This is a genomic window from Pseudomonas sp. LAIL14HWK12:I10 (assembly GCF_900184205.1).
Classification (GTDB): Bacteria; Pseudomonadota; Gammaproteobacteria; order Pseudomonadales; family Pseudomonadaceae; genus Aquipseudomonas; species Aquipseudomonas kermanshahensis.
In genome coordinates this window covers 73,861-88,661 of record NZ_FXWU01000002.1, presented here as the reverse complement: position 1 = coordinate 88,661, position 14,801 = coordinate 73,861, and the positions used below count along the sequence as shown (strand labels likewise).

Genomic DNA, 14,801 nt, shown 5'->3' with positions numbered 1-14,801 from the left:
TCCTCTCAGACGTTTAATCACAACGCTAGATCCTCAGGTGTAAATGTCATCTTGAACGAACGATACTGATTGAAATCGCTCGGCTTCATACCCTGCATTTCGGTCAGACGACCGATGTTCTTCACTGCTGCCACCGCCGAACTGTCGAACGGACCGTCGCCACTGGAGCGCAGAACGCTGGCATTGGTGATGGTGCCATCTGGCAACATGTTGATCTGCAGGACCACCGTCATGCCCTTACGCGCGGAAGGCGGACGCGCCCAGCCTTCGGCCGCTCGCAAACGGATCAGGTCGTCGAAACTGCCGGCCACCTGGTCGCCTTGCTCGTCAGCCAGTGCCTGCTGCCGCTCTGTGGTGTCGGACAACAGCTCGGCCAGGGCCTGAGCTTTCTTGTCTTCCGCCGACTTGCGGGCCGCTTCCTGTGCCTTTTTCTTCTGGGCGTCTGCAGCGGCCTTTTTCTTGGCCTCTTCAGCTGCCTTCTTCTTCGCGTCCTCGGCCGCCGCTTTCTTCTTGGCGTCCTCGGCTGCTTTCTTCTTGGCCTCTTCGGCTGCCTTTTTCTTGGCGTCCTCGGCGGCTTGCTTTTTCGCTTCTTCGGCGGCCTCTTTCTTGGCCTCCTCGTCGGCTTTCTTCTTGGCCTCTTCCTCAGCCTTCTTCTTGGCGATGTCGGCCTGCTGTTTCTCGGCGGCCTTCTTCGCCTCCTCGGCTTTCTTGGCTTCGGCGGCTTTCTTGGCCTCGGTGGCCTTGGCAGCCTCCTCAGCCTTCTTGGCTTCAGCGGCTTCAGCCTTCTTGGCCTCGGCGGCTTCGCGAGCCTCTTCGGCCTTTTGAGCGGCGTCGGCTTTCTTTTGTTCCGCGGCCTTCACGGCCTCTTGCTCGACCTTCTTCTGTTCCAACTGCTCGACTTCGGTCTGGCGCGAGGCGGTTTTCTTCGCTTCCCCGGCAATCTTCTGATTGGTCTGGGTAGTCGCCTGGCTCTTGGACTTCAGCTGATACAGGGTAGCCTGGACGATCGGCTTGGAAGGCGGCAGTTCAGGCGTCATGGCAAAACTGACGAACAGCATGCCGAACACCAGCACGTGCAGACCGATGGCCCAGACACTGGGCCAGAAGTAGCTTTCCGAGGCGGATGGCTCTCGCTGTTGCATCAGGGCGCCTCGGTAATCAGGCCAACGTTACCGACACCGGCCTTCTGCAACCCGCCCATGGCACCCATGACCGCGCCGTAGTCGACAGCCTTGTCGCCACGAATGAAGACCTGTGTCTGCTTGCCCTGGTCACGGCCGGCGGCAATGATCTTGGTCACTGCGTTGGTCATGTCGGGCAAGGTCATGGCCTTGTCCATCTGCTTGTCGGTATCGACTTCGCTGCCGAGGTTCCAGTAGTAGGTCTTGTCGGCCTTGATGGAAATGGTGAGGATCTGGACGTTGTTGTCCTGCGGCAAGGCTTCACTGGAAACCTTGGGCAAGTCGACCTTCACGCCTTGGTTGAGCATTGGGGCCGTCACCATGAAGATGACCAGCAGCACCAGCATCACGTCGATGTAGGGCACCACGTTCATCTCGGCGACCGGCTTGCGTTTGTGGCGAACTCGGGCCATGGGCTTCTACCTGATTACTCTTCGCTGGTGTGCACTTTGCGGTGCAGGATCGCCTGGAACTCGTCGGCGAAGGTGTAGTAACGACCGATCAGCACTTCGCTGCGCGCGGCGAAACGGTTGTACGCGATAACGGCTGGGATTGCTGCGAACAGGCCGATCGCAGTGGCGATCAACGCTTCGGCAATACCGGGGGCAACCGTGGCCAGGGTGGCTTGCTGGGCGCTGGCCAGGCCGCGGAAGGAGTTCATGATGCCCCATACGGTACCGAACAGGCCGATGTACGGGCTGGTCGAACCGACGGTGGCGAGGAACGGCAGGCTCTGCTCGAGCTTTTCTTCTTCACGCGAAATGGCCACGCGCATGGCTCGGCCAACGCCTTCCATGACCGCGTCAGGGTCTACACCCGGCTGCTGACGCAGGCGCGAGAACTCTTTGAAGCCTGCACGGAAGACCTGCTCCACCCCCGAATCCGGGTCTGGGTTGCTGCCGGCCTGACGGTACAGCTTGGACAGGTCGATACCCGACCAGAAACGCTCCTCGAAGGCATCCAGCGCTCGACGACCGGCGCGCAGCATGGTGCTGCGCTGGAAGATCATGATCCATGAGGTGACCGAGGCGGCCACAAGGATCAGCATTACCAGCTGTACCACCACGCTGGCATTGCTGACCAGACTCCACATGGAGGTATGGTCGACGACGTTAGCTTCCACGCTTATTCTCCTGCATTCGATTGAGTACCCGAGCCGTCCGCCATAAAGGCGTCGCGCAGCTTGGGGGGTATGGCTCGGGGTTTGAAAGTGTCGGCGCGCACGGCGGCCACCAGGAACTGCCCCTCGCAGAGCAGCGTTTCATCCTTTTCCCGCCAGACCTGCTGCACGAAGCGCAGGCTGGCACGATTGAGTTCAAGTACTTGCGCGGTCACCCGCAGTTCATCGTCCAACCGCGCCGGCGCGTGGTAGCGCGCCTCGCTGGAATGGACCACGAAGAGCAGGTTCTCCCCGGCCAACTGCAACTGGGAAAAGCCCAGGTGCCGCAGCCGCTCGGTACGCGCGCGCTCCATGAATTTCAGGTAGTTGACGTAATACACCACGCCGCCCGCATCGGTGTCTTCGTAGTAGACGCGACAACGGTGGGCGAACGGTTCGAGCTGATTTTGCGCGCGCATACTCTAGTGCTTACTCCTCAGCTTGCCAATCCGCTGCGGCAACTGTTTTTTCTCATTAATGTCTTATTGCCAGCGCGCCGAGGGCATGCCAGCGGTAGGACCACAAAAAGCCGGTTTTGATCTGTCATTCATCGCCTGGCTCGGAAAAATCACCACCCTCCCCCAAACGCCCAGGAACATTCAGGCCAAAGTGCAGGTAGGCATGCCGGGTGACCACACGGCCGCGCGGCGTGCGCATGATGTAACCCTGCTGGATCAGGTAGGGTTCAAGCACGTCTTCGATGGTATGACGCTCTTCACTGATGGCGGCGGCGAGGTTGTCTACCCCCACCGGGCCACCGTCGAACTTCTCGATCATGGTCAACAGCAGGCGGCGGTCGGAATGGTCGAAACCACGCTCGTCGACGTCCAGCAGGTTCAGCGCCAGGTCGGCCACAGCCTTGGTGATCTGGCCCTTGCCGCGCACTTCGGCATAGTCGCGCACACGGCGCAGCAGGCGGTTGGCGATACGCGGCGTGCCACGGGCGCGGCGGGCAATCTCGAAGGCGCCCTGGTCTTCGATGACCAGGCCCAGGATGCCAGCGGAGCGGCTGACGATGGTTGCCAGGTCCTTGTCGCTGTAAAACTCCAGGCGCTGGACGATACCGAAGCGGTCACGCAAAGGGTTGGTCAGCATGCCGGCGCGGGTGGTGGCACCCACCAAGGTGAACGGCGGCAAGTCGAGCTTGATCGAGCGGGCGGCGGGCCCTTCGCCGATCATGATGTCGAGCTGGAAGTCTTCCATCGCGGGGTAGAGCACTTCTTCGACCACCGGTGAAAGCCGGTGAATTTCGTCGATGAACAGCACATCATGGGGTTCGAGGTTGGTCAGCATCGCCGCCAGGTCACCCGGGCGCTCGAGGATCGGCCCCGAGGTGCTCTTGACCGAAACGCCCATCTCGTGGGCGATGATGTTGGCCAAGGTGGTCTTGCCCAACCCGGGCGGGCCAAAGATCAAGGTATGGTCGAGTGATTCGCTGCGACCACGAGCCGCCTGGATGAACAGCGACATCTGCTCACGCACCACCGGCTGCCCGATGTATTCGTCCAGGCGCAGGGGGCGGATCGCGCGGTCCTGGACCTCTTCGCGGTCACGCCCACTGGCGGCGATCAGACGGTCGGCTTCGATCACTTGGTAATCATCCCTTTAAGGCTGGCGCGGATCAGCTCTTCACTGCTCAGGCCTGCCTTGTCCTTGATGGCGGACACTGCCTTGCTGGCTTCCTGCGGCTTGTAGCCCAGGGAAACCAGCGCACTGACGGCATCGGCCTCGGCCGTGGAGGCACTGCTGACCGGCACCGGCCCGTCAGACACCAGGGTGAACATGGCCGGTGAGGTTTCCCAGGCCTTGAAGCGGTCCTTGAGTTCGACCAGCAAACGCTCGGCGGTCTTCTTGCCTACACCAGGCACACGCACCAGGGCCGAGGTGTCCTGGGCCTGCACGCAGCGCACCAGCTCGTCGGCTTCCAGGCCCGACATCAAGGCCAGCGCCAGCTTCGGCCCAACGCCATTGAGGCGAATGAGCTCGCGGAACAGTTCGCGCTCGCGCTTTTCGTGGAACCCGTACAGCAGGTGCGCGTCTTCGCGCACCACCAGGTGGGTATGCACGGTTACCGTTTCGCCGACCTTGGGCAGGCGATACAGGGTGGTCATGGGCACTTCCAGCTCATAGCCCACGCCATTGACGTCGATAATCAGGTGTGGCGGTTGCTTTTCCGCCAGGGTGCCGCGCAAACGTCCAATCACGTTCCGATCCTTCCTCTTGGGGAGCCGATCAAAGACCGCTCAACCCTATCAGCAAATGCCTCAGGTGAACGCTTCACCTGAACAAAATGTGTATCACCGCATGAAGCGACTACAGACGCAAGCGCCCGCCGCGACGCCGTGCCGTGGCCAGGCCGTGCGGTACAAGGCTGGAACGGGTGTGGGCATGGCACAGGGCGATGGCCAGGGCGTCGGAGGCGTCGATCTGCGGCTTCTTCGTAAGTTTGAGCAGGTGCATGACCATCATCATCACTTGCTCCTTGTTGGCCCCACCCGTACCCGCCACGGCCTGCTTGACCTGGGTGGCACTGTACTCGGCGATTTCCAGGCCGGCCTCGGCGGCGGCGACGATTGCCGCACCGCGGGCCTGGCCGAGTTTGAGCGCCGAGTCGGGGTTGCGGGCCATGAACACCCGTTCGATGCCCATGGTCACAGGCTCGTGCAGCTTGATGATCTCACTGACACCGCGAAAGACAATCTGCAGACGTTCGTGCAACTCACCACTGCCCGTGCGGATACAACCCGACGCCACGTACTCGCAACCACGGGCAGTCTGGCGCACAACGCCATACCCGGTGATGCGCGAGCCGGGGTCGATACCAAGAATCAGAGTCATAAAGCCTGTCGTGTAGGGAGATGCTTGAAAGCCTGAGCTCGATTCAAGGCCATTGGGGCCGCTGCGCGACCCATCGCAGCGGCCCCAATTACAGCCTTGTAGGCGACACCTTAGCCGAGTTTTTCCATGATCTCGTCGGAAATCTGCGCATTGGAATAGACGTTCTGCACATCATCCAGGTCTTCAAGCATGTCGATCAGCTTGATCACCTTCTCCGCACCTTCCTGATCCAGTTCGGCACTGGTGGTCGGCTGCATGACGATTTCAGCGTCATCGGCCTTGAAGCCAGCCTCTTCCAGGGCATTACGCACGGCATAGAAGCTGTTGAACGAGGTGAAGACGTCGAACGAACCATCGTCATTGGCGACGACGTCGTCGGCATCGGCCTCCATCGCGGCTTCCATCAAGGCGTCTTCATCAACGCCCGGCGCGAAGCTGATCTGGCCCTTGCGCTCGAACAGGTAGGCCACCGAACCGTCGGTACCGAGGTTGCCGCCACACTTGGTGAAGGCATGACGCACGGCAGCCGCGGTACGGTTGCGGTTGTCGGTCATGGCCTCGACCATGATCGCCACGCCACCTGGGCCGTAGCCCTCGTAGCTGAGCTCTTCGACGTTGTCGCTTTCGTTGGTGCCAGCACCACGGGCCACGGCACGGTCGATGATATCGCGGCTCATGTTGGCGCCGAGCGCCTTGTCCAGGGCCAGGCGCAGACGCGGGTTGGACGCCGGGTCACCACCGCCTTGCTTGGCGGCAACGGTCAGCTCGCGAATCCACTTGGTGAAGATCTTGCCTCTCTTGGCATCCTGGCGCTCTTTGCGGTGCTTGATGTTCGCCCACTTGGAATGACCAGCCATAACGACTCCAAATTCTTTGAAACACAAACAATTGCGCCCCTGACGGGGCGCAACGACAAAAATACCTGCGCCGTAACGCAAAGGCGCATCCATCTGGATGCGCCCGGGGCCCGCTTACTCGACCTTAGTCTGTTCGCGCAGGCGGATGTGCAGCTCGCGCAAGGCCTTGGCGTCGACCATGCCTGGGGCTTGGGTCATGACGCAGGCAGCGCTCTGGGTTTTCGGGAAGGCGATCACTTCACGGATCGACTGGGCGCCGGTCATCAGCATGACCAGGCGGTCCAGGCCGAAGGCCAGGCCACCGTGAGGCGGTGCACCGAACTTCAGGGCGTCGAGCAGGAAGCCGAACTTCTCTTCCTGTTCCGCCGCTTCGATACCCAGCAGACGGAACACCGCCTGTTGCATCTCTTTGCGGTGGATACGGATCGAACCGCCACCCAGCTCAGTACCGTTCAGGACCATGTCGTAGGCACGGGACAGGGCTGTGGCCGGGTTGGCCTCGAGCTCTTCTGGCGAGCACTTCGGCGCGGTGAACGGGTGGTGCAGCGCGGTAAAGCTGCCGTCTTCGTTCTCTTCGAACATCGGGAAGTCGACGACCCACATCGGTGCCCACTCGCAGGTGTGCAGGTTGAAGTCGTTGCCGACCTTGATGCGCAGTGCGCCCAGGGCCTCGCTGACGATCTTGAACTTGTCGGCACCGAAGAAGACGATGTCGCCATCGACCGCGCCAACGCGATCGAGGATCACGTTCAGGTTAGCCTCAGGGATGTTCTTGACGATCGGCGACTGCAGGCCTTCAACACCTTTGGCGCGCTCGTTGACCTTGATGTACGCCAGGCCTTTGGCACCGTAGATGCCGACGAACTTGGTGTACTCGTCGATCTTGCTGCGCGGCATGCTGGCGGCGCCTGGCACGCGCAGGGCGGTAACACGGCACTTCGGATCGTTGGCCGGGCCGGCGAATACCTTGAAGTCGACATCCTTCAGCTGGTCGGCAACGTCGACCAGCTCCAGCGGGTTACGCAGGTCTGGCTTGTCGGAACCGTAACGGCGCATGGCTTCTTCGAAGGTCATGTGCGGGAATTCACCGAACTCCAGGTCCAGGACTTCCTTGAACAGCTTGCGGATCATGCTCTCGGTGAGGCCCATGATCTCGGACTCATCGAGGAAGCTGGTCTCGATGTCGATCTGGGTGAATTCCGGCTGGCGGTCAGCACGCAGGTCTTCGTCACGGAAGCACTTGGCGATCTGGTAGTAGCGGTCGAAACCGGCCACCATCAGCAGCTGCTTGAACAGCTGAGGCGACTGCGGCAGGGCGAAGAAGCTGCCTGCGTGGGTACGGCTCGGTACCAGGTAGTCGCGCGCGCCTTCTGGCGTGGCACGGGTGAGGATCGGCGTCTCGACGTCGAGGAAGCCGTTCTCGTCGAGGAAGCGACGGATGCTGCTGGTGATACGCGAACGCAGGCGCAGCTTGTCGGCCATTTCCGGGCGACGCAGGTCGATGAAGCGGTAGCGCAGGCGGGTTTCCTCGCCAACGTCGGAGTATTCGTTGAGCGGGAACGGCGGCGTTTCAGCCTCGTTGAGCACTTGCAGCTCGTAGCCCAGGACTTCGATGCCACCGGAAGCCATGTTCGGGTTGACCGCGCCTTCCGGACGGCGGCGTACCTTGCCGGTGATCTGCACGACGTATTCGCTGCGCACACGGTCGGCGGCGGCGAAGGTTTCGGCGCGATCGGGGTCGAATACGACCTGGGCCATGCCCTCGCGGTCACGGATGTCGAGGAAGATCACCCCGCCGTGGTCGCGGCGACGATGGACCCAGCCGCAAAGGGTGACTTCCTGGCCGTCCAGGCTCTCGTTCAGTTGGCCGCAATAATGGCTGCGCATCATGATGGTGGTTTCGCTTCTCGTGATTCGTGTATTCGGTGGAGGCCTTGGCCGCCCAGAGGGCTAATACTGCAAGACCCGGTCACAGCATTCAACTCAGTCGGCTTTGTCGCCGCCTGCAAGGTTCTTTTTTGCCCCGGTCTTGAAGTCGGTTTCGTACCAGCCGGTGCCGCTCAGGCGAAAGCCGGGTACCGACAGCAGCTTCTTCAGTGCCGGCGCCTGACAGGCCGGGCAATCGGTCAGCGGCGCAGCGCTGATCTTCTGCAGCACTTCCATGCGGTGCTCGCAGGACGCACATTGATAGTCATAAAGGGGCATGGGTGTCTCTCGTCAACCATAACACTGGCTGCCGGGGCAGCAAAAAGCGGGATTATATATGGTTAGCAAGCACTGCGCAGCCCGCCTGGCGATCAGCGTGCACTCGGCGGATCGAGCAACCAGGCGACGCAGATGACGCGGATCAGGCCACTGAAGTTGCGCACCCCGCCCTGGCGCAGATGCACCTCGCGGTCCACGTAGGACAACACCGCGCTGACCGAGCAGCGGTTGGCCTCGGCGATACGCTCCAGGATCCCCCAGTAGACCGCTTCCAGGCGAAGGCAGGTGGAAAACCCGTTGAGCCGGACCGAACGCGACACCGGCCTGATCTGCAGCATGTCGAAGTCGGCCTTGAAGGGGTCAACGCATTGCTTGCCCGGCCAACGCCCCTGACCACCGCCTCGCTTGTCTTGTTGCATCATGCCTATCATCCGGCCACTCCATCGCGACTGCCATTGCCCCTGTACCCGGGGCCCTAGGGCAACCATGAAGCGCCAGCCTGCGCCTTCGAAGCAGCGGCAAAACCTTCCCGCATAAACGCAAAAAGCCCGGCTGCACTGCCGGCAGCCGGGCTTTTCAGACGTTTCTGACGCTACGCGGCGACTATTGGCCGTCCAGCAAGACGCGCAGCATCCAGGCGGTCTTCTCGTGCACCTGCATACGCTGAGTCAACAGGTCGGCGGTCGGTTCATCGCTGACCTTGTCCACTACCGGGAAGATGCTGCGCGCGGTGCGCACGACCGCCTCCTGGCCCTGTACCAGCTGACGGATCATCTCCTCCGCGGCCGGCACGCCCTCCTCTTCCTTGATCGAAGAATGCCGCGCATAAAAAGCATAGGACCCCGGTGCCGGGAAGCCCAAGGCACGGATCCGCTCGGCAATCGAGTCCACCGCCAGCGCCAGCTCGTTGTATTGCTCTTCGAACATCAGGTGCAGGGTACGGAACGACGGACCGGTGACGTTCCAGTGAAAGTTATGGGTTTTCAGATACAGCACGTAGGTATCCGACAACAGGCGGGACAGCCCATCGACGATGGACTTGCGATCTTCTTCACTGATACCGATATCAATTGCCATGAAGTTCCCCTTTCCATAAGGCTTGATGATCAAGCGGGCCCTTCCAACTGTATCAACACTTGGCGCAACCCGCCTGTGACTTGGCGCAACACATCGGCTGTGGCGGCCTGCGGTTTGAGTAGCCTGCGCCTTTGCTGTTAAATAGGCAGGGTGCCACCCGTGCGGACTGTTATTGCCGGGTGCATAGGCTGGCCCACCACGTGTTCGCGCTTTACACCTCATGCGCACCGTGTCGCCAGCTCTTCCTGTGATCAGCTTGTCAACTGTGAGCCAACCCATGTTCAAGATCGTCCATCTGGTGACGGGCGTAGCGGCTTTGCTGCTATCGCTCATACCCAGCCTGAAAACCGACGCAACACCCTTCCTGCAGCAACCCGACGCGGTCTACCTGGCACTGCTCGGCCTGCTTAACCTGGTATTGGCCCCGGTCGTGCCGCTGTATTACCGAGGTGCCCGGCAACAATTGCAGCACCTGGCTTGCGCCTTGCTGGTGGTGGCCGTGGTATTGCAGACCCTGACGCTGCTGGCTCGCCCCGAGATGGGCAACCTGGCCGCCCTGGTCTGCGCGGCCTTGGCCGTGGTGCTGCACCTGGCTGCGGGCTTCGCCCGAGCCAACCGAAAAGCCCGCACCAGCCAAAGCGTCCCCTTGGAGGCCGGCAACCGCGATACGGGCACCGTCAAGTGGTTCAACACGTCCAAAGGCTTTGGCTTCATTTCCCGCGATTCGGGCGATGACATCTTTGTGCACTTCCGCGCCATCCGCGGCGAAGGCCACCGCATTCTGGTCGAAGGCCAACGCGTCGAGTTTTCGGTCATGCACCGTGACAAAGGCCTGCAGGCCGAAGATGTGGTCGCGGTAACCCGTCGCTGACCGTGTGCAGCCCTGGTGCAAGGCCAGGGCTGCCTCAACTCAATAATGAGGGGGCGGCGCCTCTTCACCTTCGCTGCCGTATTGCCCCACCATTTCTTCGTAACGCTTGAGCAGCTCGGCCATCTGCAGTTGCAGGCGCTCGATCACACGCCCTTGCTCGACCACTACATCATTGAGCGCCTGAAGCGTGTCGTCCTGGAAGGCCTGGCGGGTTTCCAGCTCGATGATTCGCGATTCAGAGGACACTTCAGGCCACCTGCTGGTAGTCATCGTTGAGCAGCGCGCGCAGGCGCTGACCAATGGCGTCGACTTGCCCCGGCGCGTACTCGACGGCGGGCACTTTGCCCCATACCGGCGCTGGCCAAGCGGCGTCATGCGTGTGACGGACAATGACGTGCATGTGCATCTGGCTGACAACGTTACCCAGGGTGGCAACGTTCATCTTGTCAGCCTTGAATTCGCCCTTCAGCGCCTCAGCCAAGTACGTGGTTTCTTTCCACAACTGCACCTGGTCTTCCTGGCTCAAGTCGAACAATTCGCTCACCCCAGGGCGACGAGGCACCAGGATGAACCAGGGGTAATTGGCGTCTTTGCTGAGCAACACACGGCACAACGGAAAGTCTCCAAGTACAAATGTGTCTTGCTGCAAACGCGAATCCATCTCAACCACTGCCAACCTCCAATACTCGATAACGCGCCCGCGAGACACGGGAACATTGCGCAAGGATACCTTGCTTCGCGCACGCCGGCATGCAACAGCAGCCCGGCACTGCACACTTTAAGTTCATGAATACCTGCTGCCTGCACAGTTGCGGTAACACACCGCTACTTTTCGCACCAAAATGAGGCCGCAAACGAGCACACCACTACGCTTTTACCCACACGAATGACTCCGCATGAACAGTTGCCGGTAACACATTGACTTTTATGGCAGGTTTTGAATTTGAAAACCGCCCGTGTTGTGGCACACCATCAGACAAGCCCCGCCCCGTATTTACGGTACTTTCCGACCTTCGGCAGCCCCATTTGTGAAAATTTCATGAACCGGTGGTAATTTTGAGCACGCTTGTTGCATTCCTCTCCCGCCAAGTCGGCACGACATCTGCATCAAGCGATGTACGCAACAAATAACAACAGCCGCTTTGGATACACCAGGGAGTTTCCCTAACCGGAACCTGTAGTTACAGATTCGTTACGGTGACAGGAACAGCGCTGGCGTTGTACGACCCGGGAATCCGGGACGTGATTTGCGACATGGAAATACCTGAAAGCGACATGGCCATAAAGTTCCCGAAACCTTGAATATGCCCATATCGCCAACAACAGTCAGCGTGTTATACATTTCCGCCGACATAACAAGAAAGAGCTGCCCCATATAACTAAAAGACTGGGCGCAGCGGTACTCTTCCTAAAAAACCAAAGGAGCAAATCACGATGCGCGTGATGAAGTGGAGCATGATCGCCCTGGCCGTTTCGGCAGGGACCTCGCAATTGGCTTTTGCCTCTGCACAAGACGAGTCCAAGGGTTTCATCGAAGACAGCCAGCTGAACGTTAAAACTCGCATGCTGTACTTCAGCCGTGACTTCCGCAACAACCCAGCCGGCAGTCAAAGCCGCGTGGAAGAAACCGGCCTTGGTTTCCTCGGCACTTACGAATCGGGCTTCACCCAAGGCACCGTAGGCTTCGGCGTCGACGCCATCGGCATGCTCGGCCTGAAACTGGACAGCGGCAAAGGTCGCGCCGGCACCGGCCTGTTCCCACAAGGCTCCGACGGCCGTTCGCAGGATGATTACTCCGAAGGCGGCGGCGCTGTAAAAATGCGCATCTCCAATACCGTGCTGAAGTTCGGTGACCAGTTCACCGCCATGCCAGTATTCGCCACTGACGACAGCCGCCTGCTGCCGGAAGTTGCCGAAGGCGGCCTGATCACCAGCAACGAGATCAATGGCCTGACCCTGAACGCCGGTCACTTCACCGCCATGAACGCCCAGGCTCAGACCTACCATGACAGCCTGAACCTGACCGAAGCCAACATCTTCGGCGGTACCTACGCGTTCACTGACAGCCTCAGCACCAGCGTTTACTACTCGCACATCGAAGATCACTTCCGTAAGTGGTACGGCAACATCAACTGGGCGCTGCCGATCAGCGACAAGCAAGGCCTGGTGTTCGACTTCAACATCTATGACACCAAGTCGATCGGCGCCAACCGTACCGGTGCATTCGTCACCAAGTCCGACGGCACCAACGAGCTCGACAACATCGCAGCCAGCTTGTCGGCTGCCTACAACATCGGCGCCCACACCTTCACCCTGGCCTACCAGAAAGTCAGCGGCGACGGTGACTACGCCTACGGCGTGGACGGCGGCGGTACCGTGTTCCTGGCCAACTCCATCGCCCGTTCCGACTTCAACGCCGAAGACGAGAAATCCTGGCAGGCTCGCTACGACCTGAACTTCGCCGAGTTCGGCGTACCAGGCCTGACCTTCATGACCCGTTACGCACGCGGTACCGGTGCAACCACCCGCACCACCGACGACGGTAAGGAATGGGAACGCGACGTAGACGTCAAGTACGTCATGCAGAGCGGCCCAGCGAAAGACCTGAGCTTCCGTGTCCGCCAGGCCACCTACCGCTCCAGCGACGGTGTGTACTACGGTTCGAGCTCGATCGACGAACTGCGTCTGATCGTCGAGTACCCGCTGAGCATCCTGTAAGCCTGGCTTGCAGTGCCCCGCACTTGAAAAAGCCCGGCGATCACGCCGGGCTTTTTCTTGGCTGACAAGTGTCACGCCCTGGGGCATCCTGTACGCCTTCGTTTCGCCCCCGTACAATGCGGGGTCATTTCAACGTCTTAGGCAATCGACACGGCCCACCATGCGCACCAGTCAATATTTGCTCGCCACCCAGAAAGAAACCCCTGCCGACGCAGTGGTCATCAGCCACCAGCTCATGCTGCGCGCCGGCATGATCCGCAAACTGGCCTCTGGCCTGTACACCTGGCTGCCGATGGGCTTGCGAGTGATGCGCAAGGTCGAAGCCGTTGTACGCGAGGAAATGAACGCCGCCGGCGCCCTGGAAGTGCTGATGCCCAGCATCCAGCCCGCCGAACTGTGGCAGGAATCCGGCCGTTGGGAGCAGTACGGCCCAGAGCTGCTGCGCCTGAAAGACCGCCACAACCGCGACTTCTGCGTCGGCCCGACCCACGAAGAAGTCATTACCGACCTGGCCCGTAACGAGCTGTCCAGCTATAAACAGCTGCCACTCAACATGTACCAGATCCAGACCAAATTCCGTGATGAGATCCGCCCACGCTTCGGCCTGATGCGCGGCCGCGAGTTCATCATGAAGGACGCCTACTCCTTCCATGCCGACCAGGCTTCCCTGCAGGAAACCTACGACCGCATGCACCAGGCGTACAGCAACATCTTTACCCGCCTGGGCCTGGACTTCCGCCCTGTGCAAGCCGACACCGGCTCCATCGGTGGCAGCTACTCGCACGAATTCCACGTGCTGGCCGAATCCGGTGAAGACGATGTGATCTTCAGCGACAGCTCCGATTACGCTGCCAACATCGAGAAGGCCGAGGCCATCCCGCGTGAAACCGTGCGCCCTGCCCCTTCCGAGGAGCTGCGCCTGGTCGACACGCCGGACGCCAAGACCATCGCCCAGTTGGTCGAAAACTTCGGCCTGCCGATCGAGAAGACCGTCAAGACCCTGATCGTGCGCGGCGCCGAAGAAGGCAAGCTGATCGCCCTGATCGTCCGTGGCGACCACGAGCTCAACGAAATCAAGGCCACCAAGCTGGAACAGGTTGCCGACCCGCTGGTCATGGCGACCGAAGCTGAACTGCGCGACGCCATCGGCGCCGGTGCAGGCTCGCTCGGCCCGCTGAACCTGCCACTGGAGTGCATCATTGACCGTTCGGTTGCCCTGATGAGCGACTTCGGCATCGGCGCCAACATCGATGACAAGCACTACTTCGGCGTCAACTGGGAGCGCGACTTGCCGGTTCCGCAAGTCGCCGACCTGCGCAACGTCGTCGAAGGCGACCCAAGCCCAGACGGCCAGGGCACCCTGGTGATCAAGCGCGGCATCGAAGTGGGCCACATCTTCCAGCTCGGCACCAAGTACAGCGAGGCACTCAAGTGCCAGGTACTGGGCGAGAACGGCAAGCCTGTCGTGTTGTCCATGGGTTGCTATGGCATTGGCGTGTCCCGCGTGGTCGCCGCCGCCATCGAACAGAGCTACGACGACAAAGGCATCATCTGGAACGACGCCCTGGCGCCTTTCCAGATCGCCCTGGTGCCGCTGCGCTATGAAACCGACGTGGTTCGCGAAGCGACCGACAAGCTGTACGCCGAACTGACTGCCGCCGGCTTCGAAGTGCTGTTGGATGACCGCGACAAGAAGACCAGCCCAGGCATCAAGTTTGCCGACATGGAGCTGATCGGCATCCCGCACCGCATCGTCGTCAGTGACCGCGGCCTGGCCGAAGGCAACCTGGAATACAAGCACCGCACCGAACAGGATGCTCAAGCGCTGCCACTCAATGAAGTGCTGTCGTTCCTGCAGGCCCGCGTTCGCCGCTGATAATCAATGCACGAGTGAT

General features: G+C 60.7%; 17 protein-coding genes. 3 read left to right on the top strand and 14 right to left on the bottom strand.

The annotated features are described in order from the left end of the window. Positions 1 to 17 precede the first annotated feature (17 nt). From tolA to QOS90_RS04360, 12 genes are all read right to left on the bottom strand, one after another. Positions 18 to 1,142 carry a cell envelope integrity protein TolA gene (gene tolA, locus QOS90_RS04415; protein ID WP_033694212.1) on the bottom strand — a complete coding sequence of 375 codons (1,125 nt, stop codon included), beginning with the start codon at positions 1,140 to 1,142 and terminating at the stop codon, positions 18 to 20. Then, the gene (tolR, locus tag QOS90_RS04410) at positions 1,142 to 1,594 is read right to left on the bottom strand and encodes a protein TolR (RefSeq protein ID WP_012273765.1); all 453 of its coding nucleotides are present in this window, start codon (positions 1,592 to 1,594) and stop codon (positions 1,142 to 1,144) included. Before tolR ends, tolA begins: the two co-directional genes overlap by 1 nt. 14 nt (positions 1,595 to 1,608) lie before the next feature. Next, positions 1,609 to 2,304: a protein TolQ gene (gene tolQ / locus QOS90_RS04405; protein ID WP_008090219.1), complete on the bottom strand. Its 696-nt coding sequence runs from the start codon at positions 2,302 to 2,304 to the stop codon at positions 1,609 to 1,611. Between the two features lie 2 nt (positions 2,305 to 2,306). Continuing rightward, positions 2,307 to 2,759, bottom strand: coding sequence for a tol-pal system-associated acyl-CoA thioesterase (ybgC, locus tag QOS90_RS04400; protein WP_027594664.1), 453 nt, complete (start codon positions 2,757 to 2,759; stop codon positions 2,307 to 2,309). Positions 2,760 to 2,883: 124 nt separating this feature from the next. Next, entirely contained in the window at positions 2,884 to 3,930 is a 1,047-nt protein-coding gene (gene ruvB, locus QOS90_RS04395; RefSeq protein ID WP_027594665.1) for a Holliday junction branch migration DNA helicase RuvB, read from the bottom strand. After that, the gene (gene ruvA, locus QOS90_RS04390) at positions 3,927 to 4,544 is read right to left on the bottom strand and encodes a Holliday junction branch migration protein RuvA (RefSeq protein WP_027594666.1); all 618 of its coding nucleotides are present in this window, start codon (positions 4,542 to 4,544) and stop codon (positions 3,927 to 3,929) included. The genes ruvB and ruvA overlap by 4 nt, the downstream gene beginning before the upstream one ends. Before the next feature lie 109 nt (positions 4,545 to 4,653). Further along, on the bottom strand, positions 4,654 to 5,178 hold the full coding sequence (gene ruvC / locus QOS90_RS04385) for a crossover junction endodeoxyribonuclease RuvC (RefSeq protein ID WP_027594667.1): 525 nt from the start codon (positions 5,176 to 5,178) through the stop codon (positions 4,654 to 4,656). A gap of 110 nt (positions 5,179 to 5,288) precedes the next feature. After that, positions 5,289 to 6,035, bottom strand: coding sequence for a YebC/PmpR family DNA-binding transcriptional regulator (locus QOS90_RS04380; RefSeq protein ID WP_027594668.1), 747 nt, complete (start codon positions 6,033 to 6,035; stop codon positions 5,289 to 5,291). Positions 6,036 to 6,149: 114 nt separating this feature from the next. Continuing rightward, positions 6,150 to 7,925: an aspartate--tRNA ligase gene (gene aspS / locus QOS90_RS04375; RefSeq protein ID WP_085272419.1), complete on the bottom strand. Its 1,776-nt coding sequence runs from the start codon at positions 7,923 to 7,925 to the stop codon at positions 6,150 to 6,152. Positions 7,926 to 8,018: 93 nt separating this feature from the next. Beyond that, positions 8,019 to 8,240, bottom strand: coding sequence for an FmdB family zinc ribbon protein (locus QOS90_RS04370; RefSeq protein ID WP_027594670.1), 222 nt, complete (start codon positions 8,238 to 8,240; stop codon positions 8,019 to 8,021). Positions 8,241 to 8,332: 92 nt separating this feature from the next. Further along, positions 8,333 to 8,662 (bottom strand): ribbon-helix-helix domain-containing protein, encoded by a 330-nt coding sequence (locus tag QOS90_RS04365; RefSeq protein WP_027594671.1) that lies wholly within the window; start codon positions 8,660 to 8,662, stop codon positions 8,333 to 8,335. Positions 8,663 to 8,843: 181 nt separating this feature from the next. Beyond that, on the bottom strand, positions 8,844 to 9,317 hold the full coding sequence (locus QOS90_RS04360) for a Dps family protein (RefSeq protein WP_027594672.1): 474 nt from the start codon (positions 9,315 to 9,317) through the stop codon (positions 8,844 to 8,846). Between the two features lie 277 nt (positions 9,318 to 9,594). Between QOS90_RS04360 and QOS90_RS04355 the strand changes: the two genes are divergently transcribed. Further along, positions 9,595 to 10,188, top strand: a complete 594-nt coding sequence (locus tag QOS90_RS04355; RefSeq protein WP_085272418.1) for a cold-shock protein — start codon at positions 9,595 to 9,597, stop codon at positions 10,186 to 10,188. Between the two features lie 39 nt (positions 10,189 to 10,227). Here QOS90_RS04355 and QOS90_RS04350 read toward each other — a convergent pair whose 3' ends face one another. Then, positions 10,228 to 10,434 carry a SlyX family protein gene (locus QOS90_RS04350; RefSeq protein ID WP_027594674.1) on the bottom strand — a complete coding sequence of 69 codons (207 nt, stop codon included), beginning with the start codon at positions 10,432 to 10,434 and terminating at the stop codon, positions 10,228 to 10,230. Position 10,435: 1 nt separating this feature from the next. Beyond that, the gene (locus tag QOS90_RS04345) at positions 10,436 to 10,858 is read right to left on the bottom strand and encodes an HIT family protein (protein WP_097151314.1); all 423 of its coding nucleotides are present in this window, start codon (positions 10,856 to 10,858) and stop codon (positions 10,436 to 10,438) included. A gap of 764 nt (positions 10,859 to 11,622) precedes the next feature. On the opposite strand from QOS90_RS04345, the gene QOS90_RS04340 reads away from it, so the two are divergent. Together QOS90_RS04340 and QOS90_RS04335 are read left to right on the top strand one after the other, a co-directional pair. Then, complete coding sequence (locus QOS90_RS04340) at positions 11,623 to 12,906, top strand: OprD family porin (RefSeq protein WP_085272416.1); 1,284 nt, start codon at positions 11,623 to 11,625, stop codon at positions 12,904 to 12,906. A gap of 160 nt (positions 12,907 to 13,066) precedes the next feature. Further along, the gene (locus QOS90_RS04335; RefSeq protein WP_085272415.1) at positions 13,067 to 14,782 is read left to right on the top strand and encodes a proline--tRNA ligase; all 1,716 of its coding nucleotides are present in this window, start codon (positions 13,067 to 13,069) and stop codon (positions 14,780 to 14,782) included. The last annotated feature ends 19 nt before the right edge of the window (positions 14,783 to 14,801 follow it).